Raw genomic sequence first — 692 nt, forward strand, 5'->3', positions numbered from 1 at the left:
AAGGGGTCGTCAACCAATAATTTTCGGGAAATCTCGGAAACGTCAACCAACTATCCGGTAACTCCGGATGGTTGGATAAGCTGTAGTGAGCGAATGCCGGATGATGGTCAGCACGTAATTATTTTATGTGATGGCGCATTCGTTCTTTATGCGCAATATCGAGACGGTGAGTTTTTTGATGTAGTCAGTAATGGTGATGAATTTTTCGAAACACAGAGCCGCAATGTAACCGACTGGATGCCGCTACCAGAACCGCCGCAGGAGGTGCGCCAATGATCTGGCCTGAAGCCTTTGCAATTACAGGCGTTGCTATAGCTATTGATTTTTTAGTATATGTTATTTGTCGGTGGGGGTAAAAACGTTCGCCGGGATTCACACCAAAGGAGGGAATATGTCGGATGATATTTCACTGGCAATGGAAGGTGCGCTGGCTGTTATTGCTGTTGTGGGCGTTTACTGCCTGGTTGTGTTTTTGATGGATCGACTAGGGAACTGAATTCATTACGATATGGGAATTCCCATATCGGGTAAAAACGGTTTGCGGTAAAGCGAGAGTTAAGTAGAATTGCTGCGGGTGCTTGAGGCTGTCTGCCTCGGGCATGCCACCGTAAGGCAGACAGAGAAAAGCCCCAGTTAACATTACGCGTCCTGCAAGACGCCTAACATTAATCTGAGGCCAATTTCATGCTAGA

Annotated in this window: 2 protein-coding genes; both read left to right on the forward strand. The window is 46.8% G+C overall.

Annotated elements, in window-relative coordinates; genetic code table 11:
- The coding region (locus HEN33_RS25305; protein WP_183083533.1) for a DUF551 domain-containing protein at window positions 1–276 on the forward strand (276 nt) is incomplete at its 5' end.
- A gap of 115 nt (window positions 277–391) precedes the next feature.
- A complete protein-coding gene (locus HEN33_RS25310) occupies window positions 392–496 on the forward strand; it encodes a hypothetical protein (RefSeq protein ID WP_001278450.1) in 105 nt (34 codons plus the stop codon).
- The last annotated feature ends 196 nt before the right edge of the window (window positions 497–692 follow it).

The organism is Escherichia sp. 94.0001, from assembly GCF_013369155.2.
Classification (GTDB): Bacteria; Pseudomonadota; Gammaproteobacteria; order Enterobacterales; family Enterobacteriaceae; genus Escherichia; species Escherichia coli_F.

Coding starts and splice junctions, on each gene's coding strand:
- HEN33_RS25310 (WP_001278450.1), top strand. CDS start 392: ATGTCGGATGATATTTCACTGGCAATGGAAGGTGCGCTGGCTGTTATT.